Below are 20,009 nucleotides of genomic sequence, written 5' to 3' on the forward strand. Positions count from 1 at the left end.
CCGCTCGATCTGCTGCTCGAGCTGGTCGAGGAGAAGAAGCTCGACATTCTGACTGTGCGTCTCGGCGAGCTCGCCGACGCGTACCTCGCGCGCATACGTGCGCTCGATGCGCTCCCCGCGGAAGAGGTGTCCGCGTTCCTCGCGCTGGCCTCGCGCCTCGTCCTGCTCAAGGCGCGCAGCCTGTTGCCGTCGCTCCTGCCGCTCGCGGAGACCGACGAGGGCGAGAGCGAGGAGGATCTGCGCGCACGCCTGCTCGAGTACGCCGTCGTGCGGGAGCGCGCCGGCGCGCTCGGCGACCGTCTGCGCAGCGGCGAGCGCGGGTTCCATCGCGAAGGCGGAACGCCCGACCTGCCCCCGCGTGGCGGCGAGGTCCTCGCGCTCGCGGCCGCGTGGTCGAAGGTGCTCGCGCTCGCGTCGCGACCACGCGAGGAGGGCCTCGTCGCCCCGGGGGAGCGCTACTCGGTGGAGGAGCGCACCGCCGAGATCGAGGCCATCATCGCCGAGCGCGAGCAAGTGACATTCACCGAGCTGCTCAGCAGCGAGCCCACCCTCGGATGGGCTGTCGTAACGTTCATCGCGCTGCTCGACCTGTACCGGCGCAGCGTCATCGACCTCGAGCAGAGCGAGCTCTTCGCGGACATCCTTATCAGGAGAAAGCAGGCGGCATGAGATCAGGACTGGCGAACGCGGTCGAGAGCGTGCTCTTCGTGGCCGAGAAGCCCGTGTCCCGGGCGGAGCTCGCGCGCGTCGTCGGCGCGACGCCGAAGCAGGTCGAGACCGCGCTCGCGGAGCTCGCCGCGTCGTACCAGGGCACCGGCCTGCGGCTCGCGCACGATGGGGACGATTGGCAGCTCGTGACAGCGCCCGAGCACGCAGCGCACGTCGCCGCATATCTCGGTGCGGATCGCCTGCGTGTCTCGCCCGCGTCGCTCGAAACGCTCGCGATCATCGCGTACCGCCAGCCGGTCACGCGTGCCGACGTCGAATCGATCCGCGGCGTCAACTGCGATCAGACGATCTACACGCTGATGCAGCGGCGACTCATCGAGGAGCGCGGGCGCCGCGAGGCTCCGGGTCGGCCGATCCTCTACGGAACGACCTGGGAGTTCCTCGAGTGCTTCGGTCTGTCCAGCCTCGATGAGCTGCCGCGCGCACTCACGCCCGAGGGCGCGATCCCGGGCCTCGGCGAGCGCGACGCGGTAGGGGACGGCTCGGCGTGATCCGTTTGCAGAAGGTGATGGCCGAGCGCGGCGTCGCCTCGCGTCGCGCAGCCGAGGAGATGATCACTGAGGGTCGCGTTCGCGTGAACGGCGATCTCATCACGACGCTTGGGACACGCGTGGCCGAAGATGCGCACATCGAGGTCGATGGCCGGCTCATCGCCGCGCCAGCCCCGCACCGCTACGTCCTGTTGAACAAACCTGTCGGGATCGTTTCGACCGCGCAGGACGAGCACGGCCGGCGGACCGTCGTCGACCACATCGCTGCTCGCGAGCGTCTCTATCCGGTCGGCCGGCTCGATACCGACTCGGAGGGTTTGTTGCTCCTGACGAACGACGGCACCTGGGCCGAGCGCGTCCTGCATCCGCGTTACGGCCACGAGCGCGAGTACGACCTCTGGGTCGAAGGTGACCTCACCGATGAGGCGCTCGCGCGCCTTCAGCGCGGGATCCCACTCGAGGAGGGCATCGCGCGCGCCGTCCGCGTTTCGGTGCGTTCGCGCTCGCGCGGTCGCTCGCGACTCTCGCTGGTGCTGCTCACCGGATGGAAACGGCAGGTGCGCCGCATGTGCATCGCCGTGGGACTGAAAGTGGCTCGTCTCGTGCGTGTCCGTATGGGTCCGCTCGAGCTGGGAAAGCTCAGACCGGGCGACTTCCGCGACCTCACAAAGCGAGAGATCGACGCGATGACGGCGCCGACCGCGCAGCCGAAGGAGGAGACGGCGCAGGTGGTCGCACGACGGGTGTTGGCGAACGGTCGGGGCGCCGCGCCAGTGCTCCCGCGGCGAGAGCCGCGAACGGTCGCGCAACCGATGACGCGCCGAGCGCCCGTGATTCGACCGCGGGTTGGGCCAGTGGAAAGCGTGCGTGCGGGAGCGCAGCGGGTGACGCGGCGAGGACCCCGAGCCGCGGCAGGACCCGCGGCGCGATTCGAACCACGTCGACGGTCGACGCGAACTGCGGCAGGGCGCGCGGCGCCGCGACGAGGGTCACGATGACGCCTCGGACGATCGCGATCGACGGACCCGCCGGCGCCGGCAAGAGCACGATCGGAGCGCTTGTCGCTGAACGACTCGGGTACGTCTTCCTCGATACCGGCGGCATGTATCGCGCGATCGCGCTCGCGGCCCAACGGAAGGGCGTGGATCCCGACGACGCGGAGCGCCTCGCGCAGATCGCACGCGAGTCGCGCATCACGATCGGCCCACCGACTGTGCGCGATGGGCGCGCCTACACCGTCCTCCTCGATGGCGCCGATGTCACGTGGGACATCCGCTCACCCGAGGTCGACCGCATCGTCTCGCAGGTGGCGCGAGTGCCGGCCGTGCGCGAGGCCATGCTCGAGCAGCAGCGCGAGCTCGCGCGACGCGGTCGCGTCGTCATGGTCGGACGCGACATCGGTACCGTCGTGTTGCCCGATGCCGATTGCAAGATCTTCCTCACCGCGTCCGCGGCCGAGCGTGCGAAGCGACGCGAGGAAGAGCTGCGCTCCCGCGGTCAGGTGCTCCCAAGACAGGAGCTGCTGCAGGAGATCCTCCGGCGCGATCGCATGGACAGCGAGCGGAAGGTCGCACCGCTGCGCACGGCGGACGACGCCGTTGTCGTGCAGACGGATGGGCTGTCCGTCGGTCAGGCTCTGGACCAGGTCCTCGCGATCGTGACGCGTCCGGCGCCGGCGGCGTGATCTCCGACAGCGCACCGGAGTGGCCGGTCGAGCGTCTCTGGCTGTGGAATCTCCTGTTCCCGCCGATCCGCACGATCGTCCAAGCACTCGTCCATGTCCGCGTCGAGGGCCGCGACAACCTTCCGAAGAGCGGGCCCTACATCATCGTGTCGAACCACATCAACTGGAAGGACCCGCCGCTCATCTCGATCAACCTCGATCGATCGGTGCGCTACATGGCGAAGATCCAGGCATTCGGCTATCCGCTCCTCGGGTACATCGTTCGCGCCACAGGCGCGTTCCCGGTGCGACGGGGTGAGGGTGACCGGCGCGCTCTCGTCACTGCGCTGAAGGTGCTCGCGGGCGGTCAGATCCTCGGGTTCTTCCCGGAGGGTCACCGGAGCGAGACCGGCGCGCTCCTGCGGGGCAAGCCAGGTGTTGGATTCCTCGCGACGCGCGCTGGGAACGTGCCGTTGGTACCGATCGCGATGATCGGGACCAAGCAGTCGCTCCTCCGTCTCATGGTCGGCGGGCACGCCGTCTTACGCGTGGGACGACCCTTTCACGTTGCCGATCTCACCGCAGAGGAACGTCGCGACGAGCAAGCGGTGACCGATGCCGTGATGAGACGCATCGCATCCCAGTTGCCCCCCGAAATGCGCGGTGCGTACCCCTAGAATCGATACCAATGGAAGTGCTGCTCGCACGCGAGAACGGGTTCTGTTTCGGCGTCAAGAAGGCGGTCGAGCTGACCGAGGCCGCCGCCGAGACCGGCAAGACCGTTCACAACCTCGGCCAGGTCGTCCACAACCCCAAGATCAGCGAACGGCTCGCCGCGCGCGGGGTCAAGGTCATCAAGGACCCCGCCGACGCGTCGGACGGCATCGTCGTCATCCGCGCGCACGGTGTCCCGCCGGAGGTCCGAAAGCAGATCGAGGACCGCGGCCTTGAGTGCATCGACGCGACGTGCTCGCTCGTTCTTCGCGCGCAGCGCTTCACGAAGCAGCTCGCGGACGAGGGCTACAAAGTGATCATCCTGGGGACACCCGACCACCCCGAGGTCATCGGACTGAAGGGCTTCGCGGGCGACGACTACGTGGTGGTCGAGACGACGGAAGAGTGGTCGAAGCTTCCGAAGATGAAGCGTGCCGGCGTCGTCTCCCAGTCAACACAGCCGCCGTGGGCCTTCAAAGAGCTCGTCGCGCACGTCTCGGAGATCGCGCAGGAGACGAAGGTGTACAACACGGTCTGCCCGGTCACGGTGAAGCGCCAGGTGGCGGCCAGCGAGCTCGCGGAACAGGTGAAGACGATCATCGTCGTCGGCGGAAAGAACTCCGCGAACACGCGAGAGCTCGTGAACCTCGCGAGGATGCAGGGTCGCACCGCGTACCACATCGAGAACGCGAACGAGCTGCAACCCGAGTGGCTGCGCGATCAGGAGCGCGTGGGTCTCATCGGTGGTTGCTCGACGCCTATGGACACGCTTCTTGAGGTCAAGGAGCGCGCCGAGGAGCTCGCGGAAGCGGTCCCGGCCTAACTCGCGTGTCCCGCGCCGTCGTTGCCGTTGTCGGCAGGCCCAACGTTGGGAAGTCGACACTCTTCAACCGCATCGTGGGCGAGCGCGTCGCGATCGTCGAGGATCTTCCAGGCACCACACGCGATCGCGTTTACGCGACCGCCGAATGGCGCGGGCGCGAGTTCTCGCTGATCGACACGGGTGGCCTCGACGATCCACGGGCGGGTGAGATGGAAGCGGCCGTACGGCGTCAGGCCGAGGCCGCGATCGCGGAAGCGGACGTGGTCCTCTTCGTCGTCGACGCGCAGTCCGGCATCCTCCCGGTCGAGCACGACGTCGCCGATCAGCTTCGACGGAGTCGTAAGCCGGTGATCCTCGTCGCGAACAAGGCGGACTCCTGGCGCGGTGAAGCGCAGGCCGCCGAGTTCTACGAGCTGGGTCTCGGCGATCCGTTCCCGGTCTCGGCGATCCAGGGTCACGGGACGGGCGATCTGCTCGACGCGGTCGTCGAACGCCTTCCCGCGGAGCAGGAAGAGGAGCTGTCGACCGACGCGCACATCGCGATCGTGGGGCGGCCCAACGTCGGCAAGTCGAGCTTCCTGAACACGCTGGTCGGGAGCGAGCGCGCCGTGGTCAGCGAGATCCCCGGCACGACACGAGACAGCCTCGACACGGCGATGGAGTTCCGTGGCCGGCGGCTCGTGCTCGTCGATACGGCCGGCATCCGGCGTCGCGGGCGCATCGAGCAGGGGATCGAGCACTACGCGCTGCTGCGGACCGCGCACGCGCTCGAGCGCGCGGATGTCGCGATCCTCCTCACCGATGGGACCGAGGGCGTAGCGGCGCAGGACACGCACATCGCGGGATACGCCCTCGAGGCCGCGGTCGGCCTGGTGCTGGCCGTCAACAAGTGGGACGTGGTAGACCGTGGCGAGGACATGACCGCACAGGTCGAAGCCGAGGTCGCGCGTGAGTTCCACTTCGCGCCGTGGATGCGGCACCATTTCGTCTCCGCGAAGACCGGTCGAAACGTGGAAGCGACGCTCGAGGACGCCCTCATGATCGTCGATGAGCGGAAGAAACGAATTCCGACATCGGACCTGCACAAGCTGCTCACCGAGGCGATCGCCGCGCATCCGCCGTCACCGCATCGCGGTAAAGAGGTCCGCTTCCGCCATGTGACCCAGGCGCGCGGTAAGGCGCCGACGTTCGTGTTCTTCGTTGATCCACCTGAAGGCGTGCACTTCACCTACGCGCGTTATCTCGAGAACCGCATCCGCGAGCGCTTCGGGTTCCCAGGCACGCCGATCAAGCTCGAATTCAAGGCTTCGTTCGAATGAGCGATCCCGCCACGCTCCTCGGGCTGGTGATCGTCGCGCTCGTCGGCTACGGCATCGGTTCCATCTCGAGCGGTTACCTCGTCGGCAAGATCTATCGCAATGTCGATCTGCGGACCGTCGGGTCAGGCTCGACCGGCGCGACGAACACGTTCCGCACGCTCGGACGCGGTGCCGGCCTGCTCGTCGCGGTGTTCGACATCCTCAAGGGCGCGCTCGCCGTGCTGTTCGCGCAGCTGCTGTTCTCGGTCGACGGAGATGCGCGCCACATCGCGGAGGCGCTCGCGGCGGTCGGCGCCGTCGCGGGCCATTGCTGGCCTCCCCTCCTGCAAGGTCGAGGCGGTCGAGGCGTGGCGACGGGCTTCGGTGCGCTGCTCTTCGTCGCGACGCCGGCGTGGGCCAGCGCCGTCGCGTTCTTCGCGATCGGCCTCGCCGTCACGCGCATGGTCTCGGTCGGGTCCCTCGCTTCGGTCATCGGTGCACTTTTGGGGTACCTCCTTTTCACCTGGACCGGCTGGCTGTCCTTCAGCTGGGCGACACTCGCGTTCATCGTGGTAGGGGGCAGCATCGTGTACGTGCGACACCTCGCGAACATCCAGCGGATCCTGCGCGGCGCGGAGCCCCGCATCGGCGCGCGTCCATGACGGTCGCGGTCCTACAGGCGGGTTCGTGGGGAACGACGCTCGCGACCATCCTCGCGCGCGACGGCCAGCGCGACGTCGTCCTGTGGACGCGCGACGCCGAGCAGGCGCGCGAGATCGCGGCGCAGCGCGAGAACCGTCGCTACCTCCCCGGGATCCGTGTGCCCGACCGCGTCGAGGTCACGGCGGACATCGAGCGCGCGCTGACCGCAGAGGACCTCATCGTCGCCGCGCCGAGCATCGGCGTCGCGGCGCTGCGCGAGCGTATCGGCGCATCCCTCCGGTCCGAGCACCGGCTGCTGTCAGCGACGAAAGGGCTCGCCGAGAGCGGGCAGCGCATGAGCGAGCTGTGGGCCGAGGTCGTCGGCCGCGAGCGCGTCGCGGTGCTCTCCGGTCCCAACATCAGTCGCGAGATCGCGGCCGGGCTTCCCGCGGCAACAGTGATCGCATCTGTGGCGGCCGCGACCGCGAAGCACTTCCAGGAACTCGTCGGCACGCCGATGTTCCGCGCCTACACCGACGTCGACGTCGTCGGCGTCGAGCTATCGGGCGCGCTCAAGAACATCGTCGCTCTCGGAGCCGGTGCGATCGACGGCATGGGCTACGGCGACAACGCGAAGGCCGGGTTCATCACGCGGGGTCTGGCCGAGATCGCGCGGTTCTCATTCGCGAAAGGCGCGAATCCGCTCACGGTCGCCGGCCTCGCCGGGGTGGGCGACCTCGTCGTGACCTGCATGAGCAAGCACTCGCGGAACCGCACGGTAGGGGAGCAGCTCGCGAAGGGTCTCGGGTTCGCTCAGATCCGCGAGCGGCTCGGGGGCCAGGTCGCGGAAGGCGTCACGACCGCCGAGGCGACGTATCGCGCCGCGCGGGAGGCGAACGTGATCATGCCGATCACCGAGCAGACGCATCTGGTGCTCTCCGAGGGCAAGCCCATCCGGCAGGCGATGCGCGACCTGATGCAGCGGGAGCGTGGCGACGAGGTCGCGGGTCCGCTCGCGGAGATCTCGCGCATCATCGCCAGCACCGCGGCCGCTCGGCAGGGCGACAGCACAGCACGTTCCCCTTCATCGCGCTGAGCGTTAGACGCGCGTGACGCTCGCTCGACTACGCCGCGAGGGCGCCGCGCTCATTCGGCTCCTCCCGCTGGTGCTCTCCGCCTGCATCGCGTCACAGGCGACGACGCCTACACCGGCGCCAAGCGCGACGGCCCCGTCCCAGCTGACCCTGCGCGTCCTCGTGACCTCCCTTACCGATCTTGGCGCGAGCGGGCCGCCGCTCGCGGGAGCGCGCGTCTGTGCGGCAACGCCGCGAGGCGAGGAGCGCTGCGTCGAGGCGGCAAAGGACGGGACGGCCGCGTTCACGCTCGCACCGACGACCTACCTCCTCCGCGTCGATGGGCCAGAACCGACGCGCTGGATGCGCGACACGCGCGTGGTCGACGTCACCGGCGCCGACACCGCGGTCTGGGTCGGACTGCCGGCGCGCATCCGTCTCAGTGGGATCGTTCGCACCGGTCAGGGCGGCCCCGTGGCGCGCGCGCAGGCCTGCGCGCATCCGGTCACGCGACCTGACGTCGTCTGCGCGCGCACCGGAGCGGACGGCAAGTACGCCATCGAGACACGCGCTGACCTGTATCGCGTCGACGCCGAGGGCCCACCTGGCGCGAAGCTCGTGCCGCAGTGGGTGGGCGGCTCGGCGTTCGAGGACAACACCGTCGTGCTCGATGCACGCACGAGCGACGTCGCGGACATCGACTTCGCGCTCTCGCCGGGCGTGGTACTGCGCGGAACCGTTCGCGTCGGTGGTGCGACGATCGAGGACGCCCAGGTCTGCCTGAGCACGCTCGCCGCTCCTGTTGGTTGGCAATGCGAACGGACCGACAAGCACGGCGCCTATTCGGCGCTTCGCGTTCCCGGCGAGTACTGGGTCTGGTCGCTCCCGCCGGACCGCGTCAGGGCCGTCGGACTCTGGTACGACCGCGTGCTGGGAGGCGTCGATGCGACGCCCTTCGATCTCTCATCCGACGCGACGCTCGACATGAGCCTGCCGAGCGGTCCCCAGATCCGCGGTCGCGTGCGCAACGAGTCCGGCGATGCGGTGCCCGATGCATTCGTCTGCGTGGATACACCGTTCCCGACGGGTCGGATCTGCCGACCGAGCGGCTTCGATGGCTCCTACGCGGTGACGACCCGCGCCGGGCCGACGTACGTCGTCAGCGTCATCCCGCCGCATGGGACCGGCTATATCGCCGAGTACTGGAACGGGAAGCACAACTGGGTCGAGGCGGACGCGGTGCCACTCGGGACGAGCGATACGACGGTCGATCTCGTCCTGCGGCGCGGCGTGATCGTGAAGGGCACCGTAAAGGACAGGCGCGGCATACCCGCGGTCAGCGCGACGATCAACTTCGGCGACCCTCGCTTCGTCGAGGCCGCCGGCGCGACCGACGGGACGGGCGCGTTCGAGGTCGTCGTGCCGCCCGGGAGGTACCACGTCGATGTATTCCCTCCGCGTTACCCCGGCAACCTCATCGGCCGCGAGATGGAGATCGACGCGACCGGTGCCGTCGACATCGACATCGTGCTCGAGGACGTCGCGCCCTAACGGCGTAGAGTGGAGGTGCGCCCGCCCACGCGGGCTGGGCAGCTCTCCATACGTCCAAGGAGTCGTCTGTGTTCGGTCGCCTGTTGAAGCCCCCCGTTGTTGTCTATGCCCATTGCGACATCCCATGTGGGATCTACGACCCGACGCCCGCGAAGATCGCCGCGGACACCGTCGCGAAGATGGTCGAGAAGATCAGCGCCCTGCAGCCCACTGCGACGGACGCCACGACGCGCGGCAACTTCGTGCGCATGACCCTGGTGAAGGAAGAGCACGCGCAGATCTGCAAGAAGGAGCTCGAGATCCTCTGGAGCGACTACTTCAAGCCGGAGCACCTCGAGAAGTTCCCGAAGCTGCACGACACGTTCTGGAAGGCCGCGAAGCTCTGCTCGAAGAACAAGCAGAACGTCGACGCCGCGGCGGCCGCCGAGCTGCAGGCCGCGGTGAAAGAGATAAGCGACATGTTCTACGCGACGAAGAAATGAGACGCGGTCCTTGGCGTGTGGCCGTCGCCGGCCACAGCATGGAGCCGGCGCTGCGGGAAGGGGACCGGCTTCTCGTTCTCCCGCCGCGCCGGCAGCCGCGGGTCGGTGAGGTCGTCGTGGTGCGCGACCCGCGCGACGCGACGCATCTCCTGCTGAAGCGCGTCGCGGCGGTGGGCGATGGCGAGGTCACGGTCATGGGGGACCGTCGCGATCATTCGACCGATAGCCGCTACTTCGGCGACATCCCGATCGCGGACGTCGTCGGCCGCGCGGCCTTTCGCTATGCGCCCCTCGGACGCGCGGGCCGCGTGCGGAGCTAGGCGTGGCCGACGTGACGTGCGCGCGCTGCGGCGAAACGCGAGCGAGCGCGGGCCGGGTCCTGCCGGGAACGATCGGCGACGAGATCGAGCAGCGGGTGTGCGCGGAGTGCTGGTCGGAGTGGCTGGCCCAGCAGATCCGCGTCATCAACCACTACGGTCTGAGACCCGCGCTGCGCGAGGACCGCGAGAAGCTCTACGAGTTCACACGCGATTTCCTCGGTCTCGTGCCAGCCGAAGGGGAGCGCATCCCGCCCGCATCGTGATCTCGCGTCGGCCGCTTGCGGTCGGGGTGCCGGGATTTGAACCCGGGACCTACAGTCCCCCAGACTGTTGCGCTACCAGGCTGCGCTACACCCCGTGCGAAATCACAGTCTAGTGCGATGAGCGCGCGCGATCGCCGCACAAGGGCGGATCCAAGACAGCGTGCCCTCGCGCGTCTTCATGCACGCATCCGCGCATGCACCAAGTGCGTCGACGCCGGCTATCTTCCGTCCGCATTCCCGATCGTCGCGGGCAGTGCGAGCGATCGCGTGATGATCGTCGGCCAGGCACCAGGTGCCGTAGAGCTCACAACGGGTCTCCCGTTCTCGGGACGCGCCGGCGCTGAGCTGCGCCGATGGCTCGCCGCTGCTGGAGTCGATGAGGCGCAGCTGCCCTATCGGACGGCGATCACGAAATGCTTTCCCGGGAAGGCCGCGAGTGGAGCGGGGGATCGACGTCCGTCGCCGCCGGAGATCGCGCTGTGCTCGCCCTGGCTCGATGCGGAGCTCGCAGTGGTACGGCCCCGCGTCGTGCTGCTCGTCGGCACGCTCGCGATCGAGCGGTTCTGGGGCAAGGCGCCGCTCCGCGAGGTCGTTGGAAAGACTCGCCTCGACGGCGAGCGTGTGCTGATCCCGCTGCCGCACCCGAGCGGTGCGTCGCGCTGGCTCAACGACCCTGAGAACCGTAAACGTCTCGCCCGGGCGCTGGCGGTCGTGCGGCGGGCCGTCCGGAGACTTGACAATGCAGGCAGCGCAGCGAGAATGCATCGAAGCACGTGACGCTCACTCAACACCCCAGCGCAGGAGCCGCAGTGGACGACGAGTTTCTGACCACGGACGAAGTGGCGCGGCGTCTCCGCGTCCACCCCACCACGATCCTGCGCCGACTCGGCGCGGTGGATGACCCCGATCCGACCCGCATCCCAGCGGTGCGCGTCGGCCGGATCTGGCGGATCCCCCGCAAAGAGTTCGAGGAATGGCTCGCTCGCTCCAGCCAGACGGGTCGTCTGGCGGGCAGGCAGCGGCGGCTCTTTTAGGGCCGCTGGCCAAGCAAAGTGGGAAGGAGGTGAACCCAAATGCCGGCGAAGAAGAAGGCCAAGAAGGCAAAGAAGGCGAAGAAGAAGTAGTTCCGCCCTGTTGAGGTGAGGCGCCGCGGGCGGGCGGCGCCCTACCCAAGCGTTCATGGTCAATGGTCCTGGGACTGGTTTCTCATAACGACTTTTGTCTCGGTCTCGTTCAATAGAGCGGGATGAACGGGTCAGCTCTCGTGCGCTGGGTGCGCACTCTCCTCGTCTGCCTGACGCTTGCCCTGTCGAGCGTCGTGGGCGCGCCGCCTGCGCCAGCTGCGGCTGCGGTGTCGGACGACATGATGTTGCTCGCCAACCAGCTGCGCTACGCGATCGGGGCGCCCACACTCACCCCGGATTCACGGGTCGTCGCGGCGGCGCAGAACCACGCCAACTACAGCTCGGCCAACGGCCAGAGCGGTCACTTCGAGACGGTGGGCCTGCCGTACTACACCGGCTATTCCGCGCGCGATCGCGTGGCGGCGATGGGACTCTCGACCACGTTCGTGAGCGAAGTTGCGACCGGCGGCTCAAGTGGGGTCGCAGGCGTGCGTCAGCTCTGGGACGCCCCCTATCACCGGCTCGGGATCATGCACCCAAGTGCTGCGACGATGGGTTGGGGCTTCTCGACGCTGAACGGTCGCAACACGACCGTCGGCGACATCACCTACGACTTCGGCATCCGGTCCGTCGATTTCGTGCGCTCTCCCGCGCATGACCAGACGAACATCCCGACGTCGTGGAGCGGGAACGAATCACCGAGTCCGCTTCCCGCGGGAGCAACGCGACCGGTCGGCTACCCGATCATGGTCGTCTACTCCGGTGGGCAGAACGTCGTGATGCGTGGCGCCGAGGTCGTCGCCCCCGGCGGTGTGCGCCTTCCGATCTACTACGCACCGCAGCAGTTCGAGTACGACTACCAGGTCATCATCCCGCAGAGTCCGCTGGCGGCGAACACGACCTATCACGTGCGGTTCGATATCACGGTAGGCGGCACGTGGCTGACCAACGAGTGGGACTTCAGCACCGGCTCAACGATCGTCGGCGGTGGTGGCAGCAGTGGCGGTGGTGGCTCGACGCCGCCCCCGGCGGCTGACAACGGGTTGCACTCGGCCTGGATGTCCCAGACCGCCGTGCCGGCGCTCCAGCCGGCGACCACGCAGAGTGTGAGCCTGCTGTTCCGCAACTCTGGGACGAAGACGTGGCAGAAGGGCGTGGCCGGAAGTCAGGTCGCGCTCGGCATAAGCGGCGACAACACGACCTTCAGCGCCCTCGGAATGAACGTCGGCTGGCCATCCGCGAACCGCGTCGCGGTGCAGAACGAGCCCTCGGTCGCGCCGGGCGGGATCGCTTCGTTCACCTTCGCCATCAAGGCGCCGTTCTCCGCGGGTCTCGTGAACATCCCGCTGCGACCGGTGGTCGATGGCGTCGCCTGGCTCGAGGACCAGGGCGTCACCGTGCCGGTCATGACGACGGTGAACTATCACAGCCGCTGGCTCACGCAGTCGCCGTATCCGACGCTGCGAGCGGGCCAGGTCAGCGGTCAGCTGCAGATCAGCTTCATCAATACCGGCAGCCAGACGTGGACGAAGGGACTGCTCGGCCAGGAGGCGCGACTCGGCGTGAACCGTGACAACGAGACGTGGGCCGGCCTCGGGGTCGGGTGGCCCTCCGCCAACCGTGTCGCGTTCCAGAGCGAGGCGAACGTTCCTCCAGGAGGCGTGGGGACTTTCGTGTTCCAGGTCCGCGCGCCGATGACACCGGGCGTCTACGCGATCAACCTGCGTCCCGTCATCGATGCCGTCACATGGATGGAGGACCAAGGCGTTTTCCTCTACGTGACCGTGGTCCCCTAACTAGCCGCGGAACACCACCTCGAAGGTCTCACCGCATTTCGGGCATTTCACTGTGGCGGCGTAAGGCGGATTCGGTGGCACATCGAGGTGCTCGCGCGTGACCGAACGGGGTCCGACCTTCGCGCCGCAGTACGGACAGCTCACCTGGTAGTCGAGGAATGCATGGCGGTCGACCTCGATGCGGCGACGGGAATCGGTGAGGGCCATGTGCGGCTAGTCTAGGTCGATGGCCGCGCCGAAGGGTCGCAACAAGCTCGCGACCGAGACCACAACGCTGAAGGTCGGCGACGGCGCACCTGACTTCACGCTCCGCGCGCACGACGGAAGCGAGGTCACGCTCTCGAAGCTGCGCGGACGGCGTGTGGTGCTCGCGTTCTTCGCGTTCGCGTTCACCAACACCTGAAACAGCGAAGCGCCTGCGCTCAACGCTCTTCAGGAGCGTTTCGCCGGCGGCAGTGCCCAGGTCATGGGCATCTCATGCGACAGCGTGTACACGCTCAAGGCCTGGGCGGAGTCTCTTGGCGGCACGAAGTACCCGCTGTGCAGCGACTTCTGGCCGCACGGGAAGGTGACCCAGGCTTACGGCGTGTTCAACGCCGAGGTCGGAAGACCCGAGCGCGCGATCATCGTCGTCGACGCCGCGGGCATCGTCCGTTACATCGACGTGCATCAGCTGCGTGAGGTCCCGGACGAAGAGGAGATCGCGGAGGCGCTGGAGAAGTGCGACTAGGACGGCGACGCTTCGGTCAGCCGCGCGTGGGTATGAGGTAGGCCTTTCCCTCTGACGCGATCGTGAACGAGACCTGGTCCCCGTCGGACACGCCGGGAAGCGTGTCGCCCCGGACCAGCACATCCACACCGCAGTCGACCACCGCGATCTCGCCCGTCTCGCGCACGGTGCCACTGACGGTCGTGCCCGGTGCGATGACCGCGCCCGGCTTCATCGCACTCGCGACCGGCTGAACGTCCTTCGCCGTGTACTCGATGGCCATCGTCACCCGATCTCCGATCGAAAGACGGTGCTTGCGCACCGCGCCCGTCGCGTCCTGTCCGCGCAGGTCCATGCGCGCCGGACCCTCGCCGACACGCAGGGTCACGATGATGTCTCCGCGCGTTCCGTCGAGGACCACGACGATCCCGCGCGAGGCCTTCTGCCGCCACTTCTCGATGAACGCGAGCTGCTCGAAGTCCAGCATGTCGCCGATACGATAGCCACGAGTGCTCGACGTGCGCATCGCACACTCCGGCTTGTCCGCTCATTGCGGCGCTGTTAGACCGTGAAGATCGTGAGACCTCGCGACCTCTTCAGCTCCTGTCTCTAGGCCGCGTCAGCGGCCGCGGACGCCCGTCCGCCTGACCTGAGAACGAATTCCGTGGAGGTGTGGCCATGACCCCATACGCGCATCCCGAGACGCTCGTCGAGACCGACTGGCTCGCGCAGCACGCCAAGGATCCGGACGTCCGCGTCTTCGAGGTCGACGTCGACACATCGTCGTACGACCAGGGCCACGCGGCGGGCGCGATCGGCGTGAACTGGAAGACCGATCTGCAGCAGCACCCCGTCCGCGATCTGCTCGACAAGAAGCAGCTCGAGGAGTTCCTCTCGAAGAACGGCGTCACGAAGGACACCACCATCGCGGTCTTCGGCGACAACAACAACTGGTTCGCCGCCTGGTTCCTCTGGCTGCTGAAGTACTACGGCCATAAGGACGTGCGCCTGGTCAACGGAGGCCGCGCGAAGTGGGTCGCGGAGGGCAGGCCGCTCGTCACCGAGAAGCCGTCCTTCCCGCGCAGCGAATACCGCGCGCAAGGCCCGGATGCCTCGATCCGCGCGCTCCGCGATTACGTGCTCGAGAAAGTGACGGGCAACGGCACGAAGATCATCGACGTGAGATCGCCGAAGGAGTACTCGGGTGAGCTCCTCGCACCGGAGGCCCTTCCGCAGGAAGGTGCGCAGCGCGGCGGTCACATCCCCGGCGCGCAGAACGTCCCGTGGGCGACGGCGGTCGCTGAAGATGGACGCTTCAAGACCGCGGACGAGCTGAAGACGATCTATGAGGGCAAGGGCCTGAGCCGCGGGACGGAGACCATCGCGTACTGCCGCATCGGCGAGCGCAGCGCCCATACCTGGTTCGTGCTGCGCTATCTGCTCGGTCACGAGCGCGTCCGCAACTACGACGGCTCGTGGACGGAGTGGGGCAGCCTCATCGGAGTGCCGATCGAGAAGGGCTAGCAGCCTCGCAGCATCATGTGCCGGTGGAGACGGTACGCCGGCGAGCCGAGATGCTGCGGCTGCTCGAGCGGTTCGGCATCCGCGATCGCAGCGTTCTCGAGGCCATGGCGCGCGTGCCGCGGGAGGAGTTCGTTTCTCCGGCCGACCGCGACGTGGCCTACGGCGACCACGCGCTCGCGATCGGCGAGGGACAAACGATCTCGCAGCCGTACGTCGTCGCGCGCATGACCGAGCTGCTCGCGACCGAGGCCGAGCACTGCATCCTCGAGGTCGGCACGGGCTCGGGGTATCAGGCCGCGGTCCTCGCCGAGCTGGTGCGAGAGGTGATATCGATCGAGCGCCACGCGTCGCTCGCCGACGCCGCACGCGATCGTCTCGTTCGCCTCGGCTACGCGAATGTTCGCGTCATCCACGCCGATGCATCCCTTGGCTATCCGCCCGAGGCGCCGTACGACCGCATCCTCATCACGGCGGCGACGCCAGGGATCGACCCGGCACTCGCGCAACAGCTCACGGCCGATGGTCGCATCGTCGCGCCGGTGGGCGATCTCGATCTTCAGGAGCTCGTCGTGCGCGACGCGCGTGGCCACGAGCAGCGCCACGGAGCTGTGAAATTCGTCCCGCTTCGCGGCGAGGCGGGATTCAGGGGATGAGCGGCGTCGTCTTCGATGGCGGTCGCATCCATGTCGGCGATGGCACCAGCGCGGAGGCGCTCCTCGCGCGTGACGGCCGCGTCGCCGCGGTCGGCCGGCGCGATGAGGTACGCCGCGAGGCCGGTGGCGCGGAGGTCGTGGATCTCCGCGGCGGGCTGATGGTCCCCGGTTGGTTCGACGCGCACGTCCACTTCGTCTGGTGGGCGCAGCAGATGGCACGGCTCGACATCGCGAACACGACGGCGCTGGACGCGGCCCTCGACCGGATCGCGACGTACGTGCGCGGCCTGCCGGAGGGCGCCTGGGTGCTCGGTGGCCGCTTCGACAAGAACAACTGGGGTCGCTGGCCGACCGCGGTCGATCTCGACGGCGTGACGGCCGGCCATCCTGCGGTGCTGCGGAGCCGCGACGGCCACTCGCGTTGGCTCAACAGCGCCGCGATCGCGCGCGCTGGCATCACGCGGGACACCGCTGTCCCCGACGGCGGCGCGATCTTTCGCGATGACCGCGGCGAGGCGACCGGCGTGCTGCAGGAGAACGCGAACGGGATCGCCGATGCGGTCATCCCGCCGCCAACTGACGACGAGATGCTGGCCGACGCGCGGCGCGGGCAGAACGAAGCCTGGCGGCGCGGCATCACTGGCCTCGAGGACCTCGACCAATTCATGGGACGCTCGCCCGTGGCCGTGCTCGCGCGCATGCGCGACGCGGGCGAGCTCGCGCTCCGGGTGCACATGGGTATCCCGCACGCACGGCTCGCTGACGCGCTGGAGCACGGCATGCGCACCGGCAAAGGCGACGAGTGGCTTCGCACCGGCCACCTCAAGATCTTCACCGACGGCGCGCTCGGCTCTCAGACCGCGGCGCTCGAGGAGCCGTATGAGGGCTCACGCGACCGCGGCATCCTCACGATCGAGCCGGGGCAGCTCGCACGGGACGTCGGCCTCGCGGCGGTCGCGGGGATCGCCGTCGCGATCCATGCCATCGGCGACCGCGCGGTGCACGTCGCGCTCGACGCGATCGAGCCGACGCGATCCACCGCGCCACAGCTGCGCCAGAAGATCGAGCACGTGCAGCTCGTGCGCGCGGACGACCTCGCACGCTTCGGCGCGCTCGGGATCGTCGCATCGATGCAGCCGATCCACGCGACGAGCGACCGCGACCTGGCCGATCGTTACTGGGGCGCGTCGCGCGTCGGGCGTGCGTACCCGTGGCGCACGCTCCGGCGCACCGGTGCCGTACTTGCGTTCGGATCGGATGCTCCGGTCGAACCCATCGACCCGCTGCTGGGGATCCACGCCGCGGTGACGCGGCGACGCCCGCAGGACGACGACGCATGGCGTCCGGAGCAGCGCCTCACGCTCGACGAGGCGCTGGCGGGATACGCAGCAGGTCCCGCGTACGCGATGAACAGCGAGCGCTTCGCGGGAACCCTGCGCGTCGGGATGCGCTGCGACGCGACGGTCGTCGACCGCGACCTCGCGCGCTGCTCCGAAGACGAGCTGCTCGAGGCGCGTGTGCGCGCGACGGTGACGGATGGCACGGTGCGCTACGCGGACGGACTCGGCTAGTTCAGCGTCACGCGCCCTTCGCCGTGCGCCCGCAGCCGCACCAGCAGGTCGCGAAGGAGCATCGTCTCGCGCTCCAGGAGGTTCTTCTCCGCCTCGAGGCGCGCGGCGTCGTTCGGTAGCTCGAGCAGCCGTTGCCGTTCGGAAGCGTCAACGGCCAGGCTGGCGGCGATCCGGTACGCCGCCTCGCGCGGCGCCACGGTCGCGAGCTCGTCCACGATGGCGCGGTCGCCACGCGCGTCGTCGGTGACCGCCATCACCGCGACGAGATACTGCCCGTACGCCTCGATCGCGAGCGCGGCACGATCCTGCAGCCCGTTGCCCTCGTCCTCGACGAGGTAACGAACGCGGCCGACGAGGTAGGGCTCGGTGTCAGGGATCGACTGCTCGATCGCGAAGCGGCGGCCGCCGCGGACGACGATGTACGAGCGACCGTCCGAGAGCGGCGAGTAGGCCATGATCTTCGCCTCGGTCCCGACCGCACGCGGCTCCGCTATCCCGCCGACATCCTGTCCCGACCGGATCAGCACGACCCCGAACGGACGATCCTGGTCCATGCAGCGCCGCACCAGCAGGCGGTAACGCGGCTCGAAGATGTGCAGCGGCAGCAGCATCTCGGGGAACAGCACCGTGGTCAGCGGAAAGAGCGGAAGCAACTCCGCCATCGTCGCAACGGTACTCTCCGCCCGTGACAACGGCGGGATCGGCGCTGCACGCCGCCATCGCCCTCGCCGGACGATGCACCCGTGCTTTCGGAGTCGCTCGCGGTGTGCTCGTCCGCACCGAGAACGACTAATACATGAAGGTCTGGGACACGGCCGGCATCGCGTGGTCGCGAGAACACCGCGCCGCATTGGGACTGAACGGCGGTGGCGCCTTCGCGCAGGCGCTCGCCGCGTGCCGCCTGTGCTCCGAGACGCTGCGTCTCCTGGACGACGTCCTCGATGACGAGGCGCGCCGGATCACCGCGCGCGCGATCGCGGTCGTGCCACGATGACGCCACCTGCCGGCGCGCTAGACGGGATACGCGTCCTCGATCTCACTCGCGCGCTCGCGGGACCGTACTGCACGCTCATGCTCGGCGACCACGGCGCCGACGTCATCAAGGTCGAGATGCCGGGGACCGGCGACGAGACGCGTGAATGGACTCCGCCGAGCATCAAAGGTGTCTCCGCGTACTACCTCTCGATCAATCGCAACAAGCGCAGCGTCACAGTCGACCTGAAGAACCCAGACGGGAGGCGCGTCCTCGAACGCCTCATCGAGAAATGCGATGTCGTCGTCGAGAACTTCAGTCCAGGCACGCTCGCGCGCCTGGGCTTTCCGGATGAACGCGTGCGCGCCATCAATCCGCGCGCGATCCTTTGCCATATCAGTGGCTTCGGCCAGGACGGCCCGGGCCGCGCGTGGCCCGCGTACGACCTCATCGTTCAGGGGATGGGCGGGATCATGAGCCTCACCGGCGAGCCGGGCAGCGATCCGGTGATGGTCGGCGTTCCTCAGGCCGACATCGTCGCGGGCATGTTCGCGGCGTTCGCGATCGCTGCCGCCCTGCATGCGCGCGAGCGGACCGGCGAGGGGCAGGTCATCGACGCGACGATGATCGGCGGGCAGGTCGCGCTGCTCTCGCGCCAGGCCGCGCGCTTCTTCGCCGACGGCACGGTCCCACGGCCCGAGGGCAACGTGCACGCCTCGATCGTTCCGTATCAAACGTTCAAGGCGAGCGATGGGCACGTGAACGTCGGCGTCGCCAACAACGCGCTGTTCGAGCGCTTCTGTCGCGCCCTCGATCTGGAGGAGCTGCTGGAAGACGAGCGCTTCACCGACAATCCGAAGCGCGTCGCGCATCGCCGGGAGATCGTCCCCATCATCGAACGACGCGTGAAGACCCTCACGAAGGCGGAGGTCGTTCGACGGATGCGCGAAGCGAACGTCCCGGTCGGTCCGATCAACGCGCTTGATGAAGTGTTCGCGGATCCGGTCGTGCGGCATCTTGGATTGATCGCGGAGGTCGACCACCCCACTGCTGGCCGCGTGCGCGCTCCGGGCATCCCGGTTCGCCTTTCCGGAACGCCACCGTCGGTCCGGCGTCACCCACCCGAGCTCGGCGAGCACACCGACGAGATCCTGCGGGAGCTCGGCTACGCGAAGGAGGAGATCGCGGCACTCCGGCGCGACGGCGCGGTCTGAGCAGCCCGGAGCCAGCTCAGCAGCCGAGGCGACGGCCGCTGTGGCTCGTCGGCGTCCTCACGGTCTGCTCGCTCGGCGCGTACATACCGATCTGGTTCGGGCTGTCGTGGGCTGAGCTCAAACGCGAGACGGGAGAGGCGAGCATGTCGCCGCTCGCGCACGCGCTTTCCATCTTCGTCCCCTTGTACGGACTCTGGCAGACGTACCGTCACTTCACGCTGCTCGACACGCTGCGGCGCAAGGTCGATCCCGAGCACGGCGTCGACGCGCTGACGGCCGCGATCGGCACCGGGATATGGTGGCTCACGTTCACGCATTACTCGACGGACCCGATGTTCGTCGCACTGGACGCGATCGAGCTCGCGGCCGGCACCGCGCTCATCCTCTACGGACAGC

General features: G+C 68.4%; 26 protein-coding genes and 1 tRNA gene. 23 read left to right on the forward strand and 4 right to left on the reverse strand.

Annotation, left to right across the window (positions count from 1 at the left end):
- From VI056_06575 to VI056_06635, 13 genes are all read left to right on the forward strand, one after another.
- Positions 1-669 (forward strand): ScpA family protein (locus VI056_06575; GenBank protein HEY6202691.1); only part of this gene is annotated, 669 nt, incomplete at its 5' end.
- On the forward strand, positions 666-1,220 hold the full coding sequence (scpB, locus tag VI056_06580; GenBank protein HEY6202692.1) for an SMC-Scp complex subunit ScpB: 555 nt from the start codon (positions 666-668) through the stop codon (positions 1,218-1,220). The genes VI056_06575 and scpB, both read left to right, overlap by 4 nt.
- Complete coding sequence (locus tag VI056_06585) at positions 1,217-2,218, forward strand: pseudouridine synthase (protein ID HEY6202693.1); 1,002 nt, start codon at positions 1,217-1,219, stop codon at positions 2,216-2,218. The genes scpB and VI056_06585 overlap by 4 nt, the downstream gene beginning before the upstream one ends.
- Positions 2,215-2,904 carry a (d)CMP kinase gene (gene cmk / locus VI056_06590; protein HEY6202694.1) on the forward strand — a complete coding sequence of 230 codons (690 nt, stop codon included), beginning with the start codon at positions 2,215-2,217 and terminating at the stop codon, positions 2,902-2,904. Before VI056_06585 ends, cmk begins: the two co-directional genes overlap by 4 nt.
- Positions 2,901-3,560 carry a lysophospholipid acyltransferase family protein gene (locus VI056_06595; protein ID HEY6202695.1) on the forward strand — a complete coding sequence of 220 codons (660 nt, stop codon included), beginning with the start codon at positions 2,901-2,903 and terminating at the stop codon, positions 3,558-3,560. The genes cmk and VI056_06595 overlap by 4 nt, the downstream gene beginning before the upstream one ends.
- A gap of 11 nt (positions 3,561-3,571) precedes the next feature.
- A complete protein-coding gene (gene ispH / locus VI056_06600) occupies positions 3,572-4,420 on the forward strand; it encodes a 4-hydroxy-3-methylbut-2-enyl diphosphate reductase (protein ID HEY6202696.1) in 849 nt (282 codons plus the stop codon).
- A 5-nt stretch (positions 4,421-4,425) separates the two neighbouring features.
- A complete protein-coding gene (der, locus tag VI056_06605; protein ID HEY6202697.1) occupies positions 4,426-5,739 on the forward strand; it encodes a ribosome biogenesis GTPase Der in 1,314 nt (437 codons plus the stop codon).
- Positions 5,736-6,380, forward strand: coding sequence for a glycerol-3-phosphate 1-O-acyltransferase PlsY (gene plsY, locus VI056_06610; protein HEY6202698.1), 645 nt, complete (start codon positions 5,736-5,738; stop codon positions 6,378-6,380). The genes der and plsY overlap by 4 nt, the downstream gene beginning before the upstream one ends.
- Complete coding sequence (locus tag VI056_06615) at positions 6,377-7,456, forward strand: NAD(P)H-dependent glycerol-3-phosphate dehydrogenase (protein ID HEY6202699.1); 1,080 nt, start codon at positions 6,377-6,379, stop codon at positions 7,454-7,456. Before plsY ends, VI056_06615 begins: the two co-directional genes overlap by 4 nt.
- Positions 7,457-7,469: 13 nt before the next feature.
- Positions 7,470-8,984 (forward strand): hypothetical protein, encoded by a 1,515-nt coding sequence (locus VI056_06620; protein ID HEY6202700.1) that lies wholly within the window; start codon positions 7,470-7,472, stop codon positions 8,982-8,984.
- Between the two features lie 68 nt (positions 8,985-9,052).
- Positions 9,053-9,466: a superoxide dismutase, Ni gene (gene sodN / locus VI056_06625; protein HEY6202701.1), complete on the forward strand. Its 414-nt coding sequence runs from the start codon at positions 9,053-9,055 to the stop codon at positions 9,464-9,466.
- Positions 9,463-9,786 (forward strand): nickel-type superoxide dismutase maturation protease, encoded by a 324-nt coding sequence (sodX, locus tag VI056_06630; GenBank protein ID HEY6202702.1) that lies wholly within the window; start codon positions 9,463-9,465, stop codon positions 9,784-9,786. Before sodN ends, sodX begins: the two co-directional genes overlap by 4 nt.
- A 2-nt stretch (positions 9,787-9,788) precedes the next feature.
- Positions 9,789-10,049, forward strand: coding sequence for a Fe(2+)-trafficking protein (locus tag VI056_06635; protein ID HEY6202703.1), 261 nt, complete (start codon positions 9,789-9,791; stop codon positions 10,047-10,049).
- 21 nt (positions 10,050-10,070) lie between these two features.
- Here the strand turns inward: VI056_06635 and VI056_06640 are convergent.
- Positions 10,071-10,144: transfer RNA gene (locus VI056_06640), tRNA-Pro, on the reverse strand.
- 22 nt (positions 10,145-10,166) lie between these two features.
- On the opposite strand from VI056_06640, the gene VI056_06645 reads away from it, so the two are divergent.
- The 3 genes from VI056_06645 (at position 10,167) to VI056_06655 (ending at position 12,969) form a co-directional block, all read left to right on the forward strand.
- Positions 10,167-10,826: a uracil-DNA glycosylase family protein gene (locus VI056_06645; protein ID HEY6202704.1), complete on the forward strand. Its 660-nt coding sequence runs from the start codon at positions 10,167-10,169 to the stop codon at positions 10,824-10,826.
- 32 nt (positions 10,827-10,858) lie between these two features.
- The gene (locus tag VI056_06650) at positions 10,859-11,083 is read left to right on the forward strand and encodes a helix-turn-helix domain-containing protein (GenBank protein ID HEY6202705.1); all 225 of its coding nucleotides are present in this window, start codon (positions 10,859-10,861) and stop codon (positions 11,081-11,083) included.
- 212 nt (positions 11,084-11,295) lie between these two features.
- Positions 11,296-12,969, forward strand: a complete 1,674-nt coding sequence (locus tag VI056_06655) for a CAP domain-containing protein (protein HEY6202706.1) — start codon at positions 11,296-11,298, stop codon at positions 12,967-12,969.
- On the opposite strand, the gene VI056_06660 is transcribed toward VI056_06655, so the two are convergent.
- Positions 12,970-13,176 (reverse strand): hypothetical protein, encoded by a 207-nt coding sequence (locus VI056_06660; protein HEY6202707.1) that lies wholly within the window; start codon positions 13,174-13,176, stop codon positions 12,970-12,972.
- A 19-nt stretch (positions 13,177-13,195) separates the two neighbouring features.
- On the opposite strand from VI056_06660, the gene VI056_06665 reads away from it, so the two are divergent.
- The gene (locus VI056_06665; protein ID HEY6202708.1) at positions 13,196-13,699 is read left to right on the forward strand and encodes a redoxin domain-containing protein; all 504 of its coding nucleotides are present in this window, start codon (positions 13,196-13,198) and stop codon (positions 13,697-13,699) included.
- Between the two features lie 16 nt (positions 13,700-13,715).
- Here the strand turns inward: VI056_06665 and VI056_06670 are convergent, their stop codons facing one another.
- Positions 13,716-14,165, reverse strand: a complete 450-nt coding sequence (locus VI056_06670) for a hypothetical protein (protein HEY6202709.1) — start codon at positions 14,163-14,165, stop codon at positions 13,716-13,718.
- A 191-nt stretch (positions 14,166-14,356) separates the two neighbouring features.
- Between VI056_06670 and VI056_06675 the strand changes: the two genes are divergently transcribed.
- From VI056_06675 to VI056_06685, 3 genes are read left to right on the forward strand one after another with little or no spacing between them, the layout of a single operon-like run.
- Positions 14,357-15,202 carry a sulfurtransferase gene (locus VI056_06675; protein HEY6202710.1) on the forward strand — a complete coding sequence of 282 codons (846 nt, stop codon included), beginning with the start codon at positions 14,357-14,359 and terminating at the stop codon, positions 15,200-15,202.
- Positions 15,203-15,225: 23 nt separating this feature from the next.
- Positions 15,226-15,855 carry a protein-L-isoaspartate(D-aspartate) O-methyltransferase gene (locus tag VI056_06680; protein ID HEY6202711.1) on the forward strand — a complete coding sequence of 210 codons (630 nt, stop codon included), beginning with the start codon at positions 15,226-15,228 and terminating at the stop codon, positions 15,853-15,855.
- Positions 15,852-17,426, forward strand: coding sequence for an amidohydrolase (locus tag VI056_06685; protein HEY6202712.1), 1,575 nt, complete (start codon positions 15,852-15,854; stop codon positions 17,424-17,426). The genes VI056_06680 and VI056_06685 overlap by 4 nt, the downstream gene beginning before the upstream one ends.
- On the opposite strand, the gene VI056_06690 is transcribed toward VI056_06685, so the two are convergent.
- Positions 17,423-18,088 carry an LON peptidase substrate-binding domain-containing protein gene (locus tag VI056_06690; GenBank protein ID HEY6202713.1) on the reverse strand — a complete coding sequence of 222 codons (666 nt, stop codon included), beginning with the start codon at positions 18,086-18,088 and terminating at the stop codon, positions 17,423-17,425. The two genes, VI056_06685 and VI056_06690, sit on opposite strands and share 4 nt — an antisense overlap.
- 134 nt (positions 18,089-18,222) lie before the next feature.
- On the opposite strand from VI056_06690, the gene VI056_06695 reads away from it, so the two are divergent.
- The 3 genes from VI056_06695 to VI056_06705 form a co-directional block, all read left to right on the forward strand.
- On the forward strand, positions 18,223-18,420 hold the full coding sequence (locus VI056_06695) for a hypothetical protein (GenBank protein ID HEY6202714.1): 198 nt from the start codon (positions 18,223-18,225) through the stop codon (positions 18,418-18,420).
- Positions 18,417-19,613, forward strand: a complete 1,197-nt coding sequence (locus VI056_06700; GenBank protein ID HEY6202715.1) for a CaiB/BaiF CoA-transferase family protein — start codon at positions 18,417-18,419, stop codon at positions 19,611-19,613. Before VI056_06695 ends, VI056_06700 begins: the two co-directional genes overlap by 4 nt.
- Before the next feature lie 143 nt (positions 19,614-19,756).
- Positions 19,757-20,009: hypothetical protein (locus VI056_06705; GenBank protein ID HEY6202716.1), on the forward strand; the 253-nt coding region annotated here is incomplete at its 3' end.

It is taken from the genome of Candidatus Limnocylindria bacterium, assembly GCA_036523395.1.
Classification (GTDB): domain Bacteria; phylum Chloroflexota; class Limnocylindria; order P2-11E; family P2-11E; genus CF-39.